The following is a 6,296-nucleotide window of genomic DNA, read 5'->3' on the forward strand; positions in this document are numbered from 1 at the left end:
GGCGTCCCCGCCCTGCTGGTTGCCGTGCCCTGCGCCGGCCTCGCGGTCGGCGCGGTCAGCGGCGCCATCATCGTCGCCGGGCGGCTGCAGCCCTTCATCGTCACCCTGGCGATGATGGTCGGCATGCTGGGCCTGTCGCGCCTGACCGCGGGCCAGGACAGCGCCGTGCTGCCGGTCTATGCCGGCACCAACGCCACCGAGGATATCGAGCTGCTGCGCAGCATGCTGTGGGGCGTGCTGCCGGTGCCGGGCCTGTTCTTCCTGGCCGCGGTCGCGGTCTTCGCCGTGCTGCTGCGCCTGACCGTGTTCGGCCGCTACGTTTACGCCATCGGCGGCAATGAGGAGGCGGCGCGCCTGTCCGGCATCCCGGTCGACCGGGTGAAGATCGCCGCCTACGCCTTCTCCGGCATGCTGGCCACCCTGGCCGGCATCCTCTATGTCGCCCAGTACCGCCAGGGCAAGCCGGATGCCGGGGCGGGGCTGGAGCTGGACGCCATCGCCGCGGTGGTGATCGGCGGCACCAGCCTGATGGGCGGCCGCGGCGCCCTGGCCGGCACGCTGGTCGGCGTCCTGATCTTCGGGCTGCTGTCGAACATCCTGCAGCTCCACAACATCAACTCCAACCTGCAGCTGGTGTTCAAGGGGGCGATCATCATCGTCACTGTGCTGCTGCAGGAGCGCAACCTGGCCGATCTGCTGGCGCCGTTCCGCACGGCGCGCACAGCCCGGCGGGACCCCGCCGCCCGGACCGAGGCGACGGGCCAACAAGGATCCTCGCTGATCCATCGGGAAGGAACGCAACCATGAACCGTCGCGATCTTCTGAAATCGACCGCGCTGGCGCTGGGCGCCGGCGTCACCCTGCACCTGCCGGCGGGCTGGACCCCGGCCCGCGCCGCCGACAAGAAGTGGCGCATCGGCTTCTCCCAGGCCACGACGCTGGAACCGTGGCGGGTGCAGTTCAACAAGGACATCAAGGCCGAGGCCGAGAAGCATCCGGAGGTGGAGCTGCTGATCGCCGACGCCGAGGACAAGACCGAGAAGCAGGTGGCCGATGTCGAGAACTTCATCCGGCAGGAGGTCAACGCCCTCTTGATCTCGCCGAAGGAATCGGCCGGGCTGACCGGGGTGGTGGACAAGGCGATCGATGCCAAGATCCCGGTCTTCGTGCTGGACCGCAACGTCGACACCCAGCGCTACACCCAGTTCATCGGCGGCGACAACGTCGTCATCGGCAAGGCGGTCGGCGATTTCGTGGTCAAGGCGCTGGGCGGCCCGGGCAAGGCGGCCGGCAACGTGGTCGAGATCTGGGGCGGCCTGGGCACCCAGCCGGCGCACGACCGGTCGGACGGATTCCATGCCGTCGCCGACAAGGAGACGGGGCTGAAGTTCCTGCTCGACAAGCAGTCGGCCGACTGGAAGCAGAACCTGGCCTACGACATCATGACCACGGCGCTGCGCAACTTCGAGAAGATCGACCTGGTCTACGGCCACAACGACCCGATGGCCTATGGCGCCTATCTCGCCGCCAAGGATGCGGGCCGGGAGAAGGAGATCAAGTTCGTCGGCGTCGACGGCCTGCCGAACGAGGGCGTGGTCTGGGTCAACAAGGGCGAGCTGGCGGCGACCTTCCTGTACCCCACCCCCGGTGCCGAGGGCCTGCGCCAGGCGGTGAAGCTGCTGAAGGGCGAGACGGTCGAGAAGGCCATCGTCCTGCCGACCATGACCATCACCAAAGAGAACGCGCCGGAGATCCTGAAGCAGAACGGGCTGATGTGACCCTGCCGTGTCCCGGGCCGGGCCGCATCGGCCGGCCCGGCCCGGGAACGGCATCGACTCGACCGGGAATGAGCTAAATAAGCTTAAATCTTTATCTGATTTTTGGTTGCGGTTCCCTCAAGACAAAACCGACAATTAACCTTATCTTAAGCATCCCATACTTAGGATTTATTTGACACACGATGCGTTGATCGAAATCGAGGTGTGCCGGCCGCGGATTTCAAAGCCGGCTCGACTGGATCTTCCCAGCCGTCGCTGTTGTCCTCGATCACGAGCGGGACGAACGGCCATGAAACACGGACTCCGCCTGATGGCGTGCCTTCTTCTGGCCGCCTGTGGCAACGTTACCAACTCCACGGTGCCGCTGATCACCGAAGGGCCGCTGACTGCGGTGCCCTGGCCCGGCACGGCCATCCCCGGCATCACGCCGCCGATGCCCCGGGTGGCGGCGGTGCCCGAGCCGTCGCCGCCCGACGCCATCGCCGAGATCGGCGCAGGGCCGGCCTGCGCCTCCGGCCGGCTGACCCCGTCGCAGCGCGCCATCTGCGGGTCGCCGACCGCGCTGTGGCTGGACCGGCAGCTCGACGGCATCCAGGGCTGGAAGATCGCCGGCCCCGCCGCCGTCGGCAGGGCCGAGACCGGCGCCATGCGCACGGCCGTGCGCCGCTGGGTCGAGCAGTGCGGCGCCGACATCGCCTGCATCCAGTCGCGGCAGCTCGGCATGCTGCGCACCCTCACCGCCTCGATCGACGCGGCGCAATGGGGCGGCCGCTACGACGGCCCTTATTGGACCATGTACGTCCTGCCGGCCCAGTATGTCGGCGAGGTCAACGTGTTCCTGACCCTCGACCGCAACGGCCGCGAATGCGCCCTGGCGCTGACCGGCGTCCACCAGGACCTGCATGACCGCTTCCCGCTGCCCGACCTGCGCGACGGGGCGATCGGCGGCAGCGACCGTCTCTATCTCGCCGACCCGGACAATCCCTCGGCCCTGATCCGTTTCACCCGCGTCGGCTCCAAGGTCTGGATCAACCGCGACGGCCGGACCCCGGCGATGGACCGGCAATGCCGGGCCGGGGCGATCTACGGCGAGTACCGCAAGGACGATCCGAAGAAGCCGGTGGTCAGCTATCTCGGCGCGCCGGGGCTCGAGCCGCTGCCGCCGCACATCATGATCCCGGGGGCTTAGACCGGCATGGATGCCGGTTCATCCCGAATCCCGAAAATCGCCCCAAAGAGCTCGGACGGTGATCCGGGATCTTGCTGACAACGACAGGGGGGCTCAGCCATGGCGATCATTCCAGGCACTCCGGGCAACGACATCCTGGACGGGACCGAGGGCGATGACATCATCGCCGGTCTCGCCGGCGACGACACTCTCAGCGGTCTCGACGGCAATGACGTCCTCCGCGGCGGCGCCGGCGCCGACCATCTCGCCGGCGGCGCCGGGCGCGACATAGCCAGCTATTTCGACGCATCGGCCGGGGTGTGGGTCGACCTGTCCGCCAGCCAGGGCTATGCCGGCGATGCCGCGGGCGACATCCTCTCCGGCATCGAGGACATCAACGGCTCCGGCTTCGCCGACGTCCTGGTCGGCGATGCCGCGGCCAATCGTCTCCAAGGCGGAAACGGCAATGATATCCTGGCCGGTGGGGCCGGCAATGATGTCCTCGCCGGTGAGGCCGGCGCCGACCGGCTCATGGGCGACGCCGGCAACGACACTGCCGACTACTCGGCCAGCAATCTCGCAATCATCGTCGACCTGTCCAACGGCACGGCGCTGGGCGGCGTCGCTGCAGGCGATGTCCTGATCGGCATCGAGAATCTGGCGGGCTCCCAAGCCGGCGACAGGCTGACCGGCAATGCCGTCGCGAATGTGCTGCAGGGCCTGAACGGCGCCGACATCCTCGTCGGCGGCGGCGGCGCGGACCGGCTCGACGGCGGCGCCGGCGAGGATACCGTCATCTATCTCGCCAGCGCGTCCGGTGTCACGGTCAACCTGGCCGCCGGCACGGGCAGCGGCGGCGACGCCCAGGGCGATATCCTGGTCTCGATCGAGAATCTCACCGGCAGCCAGTTCAACGACACGCTTGTCGGCGACGCCGGGGACAATGACCTGTTCGGCGAAGGCGGCGACGATGTGCTGCGCGGCGGTGCCGGCGGCGACTATTTCCACGGCGGCTACGGGGGCGGGATCGACACCGTCAGCTACTTCACCAGCGCGGTGGGTGTCTGGGTCACCCTCGCCGGCAGCACCGGCTACGGCGAGGGCGGCGACGCCGAGGGCGACTATATGACGGAGATCGACAACCTCTCCGGCAGCCAGGGCAACGACACGCTCATCGGCCATTTTGGCACCAACACGCTGCAGGGCTGGGCCGGCGACGACGTGCTTCGCGGCGAAGGCGGCGCTGACCGGCTCGACGGCGGCGCCGGCAACGATACCGTCAGCTACTTCGACAGCATTGGTGCGGTCACGGTCGACCTCTCCACCGGCACGGCCACCGGCGGGCATGCCGACGGCAATGTCCTGATCTCGATCGAGAATCTGGCCGGCAGCGATTCGTACGGCGACAGTCTCACCGGAAATGCCGGCGCCAATGCGCTGGACGGCCTGGGCGGCGACGACACCCTCCGCGGCGGCGGCGGCAAGGACACGCTGACCGGGGGCGCGGGGGGCGATGTCTTCGCCTATGGCGCGGTCGGCGACAGCGCGGTCGGTGCCAATGCCGACGTGATCGCCGATTTCAGCCAGGCGCAGGGCGACCGGATCGACCTGTCGGGGATCGACGCCGACACCGGCGCGGCCGGCGACCAGGCCTTCACCTTCATCGGCTCTGGCCTCTACACCCACCATGCCGGCGAGCTGCGCTTCGCCGTCGTCGGCGGACAGAGCATCGTCGCCGGCGACGTCAACGGCGACGGCCAGTCCGACTTCCACATCGTCCTCGGCAGCGCCGTGACCCTTCAGGCCGGCGATTTCGTGCTGTAGCGCGGCTGCACCCCGTCGGCGAAAAGCCCGTCCCGGCGGGCTTCGTCCGCGAGCCGGGCGAGCCGGACGTCAGTCAGCGGGGCGGAGGCCGAGGCGCCATCGGCGGGTGGCGGATCGGTGAAGCGCGTGACTCCAATCCCAATCCGGCTATGACATCCTTCCCGACGGCTGTAGCGAGAAACTCGATATCTGGGAGAGAATCCGATGGCTCATCTCATTGGCACGCCCGGCGGAGATTTCCTGAGCGGGACTCAAGTCAACGATATCCTGGAAGGGCTGGGGGGCAACGACACCCTGTCCGGGGCCGGCGCCGTCGATGTTCTGTACGGCGGCGATGGCAATGACCGGCTGCTGGGCGGCAGCGGCAACGATTATCTGGATGGCGGCGCTGGCGACGACATCATCTACGCCACCGACGTCAATCTCGGAGCATCGCTGGCGGACCGGATCGATGGCGGCGCCGGCCAGGACACCCTTTTTGTCACCCTCGGGTCCAGCGATGGCGGCGGCGTCGTCATGATCACGAACACCGATCCGGGCGGGATCACCCATGCGTCGAACGGCATGCAGTTCAGCAATATCGAGATCTTCAACATCAGGGGCAGCGGCGCATCGGACCGCATCGACGGCGGCAATGGAAACGATGAGATCACGGCCTGGTCGGGCAGCCATGTCTTCGGCCGCGGCGGCGACGACCTGATCAATCTATACCCGACCGGTGACGGCGGGGTGGCGGTGGGGGGCGACGGCAACGATCAGCTCCTGATCATCGACGACCCGGACGCGGTCAACCATGGAGGGCGGCTGCAAGGCGGCAATGGCGACGATTTTCTGTTCGGTGGATTTTACGACACCGGCACCCGGTTCGACGGCGATGCCGGGAACGATACGATCATCGCCGGGCCGGGTCGCGATTACCTCTATGCCGGTGATGGCGACGACGTCCTGTATGGAGACGGCGACGCCTCTCTACCCGAATACCTTCTCACCGGCGGCCCGGACGTTCTGCAGGGCGGGGCCGGCGACGATCAGCTGACCGGGGGCAAGGACAAGGACACGCTGACGGGCGGTACGGGGGCCGACCGGTTTATCTTCCATATCCAGGACAGCCTTCCGGGATCGGCGGGCCGCGATGTGATCACGGATTTCTCCCAGGCGGAAGGGGACAAGATCGATCTCTCGGACTCCTGGTATCGCACCAGTCCCGGCCACTGGGTTGCCACCGAGTTCACCTTTATCGGGATGGGAGCCTTCACAGGAACCGAGCCCAGCCCGGGTCACTACAACGGCCAGGTGAATTATCGCTATCAGGGCGACAGCATCGTGGTGAGCGGCGATGCCAACGGCGACAAGGTGGCGGATTTCGAGATCGTCGTCTTCGGCCATCTGACGCTGACGGCTGACGACTTCCTGCTGTAGCCGGGTCTGCGCGACGGGAGGGTGAGGGAGGCGCCCACAGCCTCTCGGCCGGAGCCTTATCCCGGCGCCGGGCCGCCGCCGGTCGCGGCGACCGCGGCGGCGGCCAG

At 67.8% G+C, this 6,296-nt stretch carries 5 protein-coding genes; all 5 read left to right on the forward strand.

The window, feature by feature from the left end; all coding sequences use genetic code 11:
- Window positions 1-807 (forward strand): ABC transporter permease (locus P409_RS23200; protein WP_034844289.1); only part of this gene is annotated, 807 nt, incomplete at its 5' end.
- Window positions 804-1,778, forward strand: coding sequence for a substrate-binding domain-containing protein (locus P409_RS23205; RefSeq protein ID WP_034844290.1), 975 nt, complete (start codon window positions 804-806; stop codon window positions 1,776-1,778). The genes P409_RS23200 and P409_RS23205, both read left to right, overlap by 4 nt.
- A 289-nt stretch (window positions 1,779-2,067) precedes the next feature.
- Window positions 2,068-2,967, forward strand: coding sequence for a lysozyme inhibitor LprI family protein (locus P409_RS23210; RefSeq protein WP_152613503.1), 900 nt, complete (start codon window positions 2,068-2,070; stop codon window positions 2,965-2,967).
- Window positions 2,968-3,066: 99 nt separating this feature from the next.
- Complete coding sequence (locus tag P409_RS23215; protein ID WP_034844294.1) at window positions 3,067-4,770, forward strand: calcium-binding protein; 1,704 nt, start codon at window positions 3,067-3,069, stop codon at window positions 4,768-4,770.
- A 204-nt stretch (window positions 4,771-4,974) separates the two neighbouring features.
- Window positions 4,975-6,189 carry a calcium-binding protein gene (locus tag P409_RS36390; RefSeq protein ID WP_052121255.1) on the forward strand — a complete coding sequence of 405 codons (1,215 nt, stop codon included), beginning with the start codon at window positions 4,975-4,977 and terminating at the stop codon, window positions 6,187-6,189.
- The last annotated feature ends 107 nt before the right edge of the window (window positions 6,190-6,296 follow it).

It is taken from the genome of Inquilinus limosus MP06 (genome assembly GCF_000767795.1).
In the GTDB taxonomy this organism is placed as follows: Bacteria; Pseudomonadota; Alphaproteobacteria; order DSM-16000; family Inquilinaceae; genus Inquilinus; species Inquilinus limosus_E.

Bases quoted from the DNA above. Each gene is read 5' to 3' on its own strand.
- P409_RS23205 (WP_034844290.1), top strand. From the start codon at position 804: ATGAACCGTCGCGATCTTCTGAAATCGACCGCGCTGGCGCTGGGCGCC.
- P409_RS23210 (WP_152613503.1), top strand. From the start codon at position 2,068: ATGAAACACGGACTCCGCCTGATGGCGTGCCTTCTTCTGGCCGCCTGT.
- P409_RS23215 (WP_034844294.1), top strand. From the start codon at position 3,067: ATGGCGATCATTCCAGGCACTCCGGGCAACGACATCCTGGACGGGACC.
- P409_RS36390 (WP_052121255.1), top strand. From the start codon at position 4,975: ATGGCTCATCTCATTGGCACGCCCGGCGGAGATTTCCTGAGCGGGACT.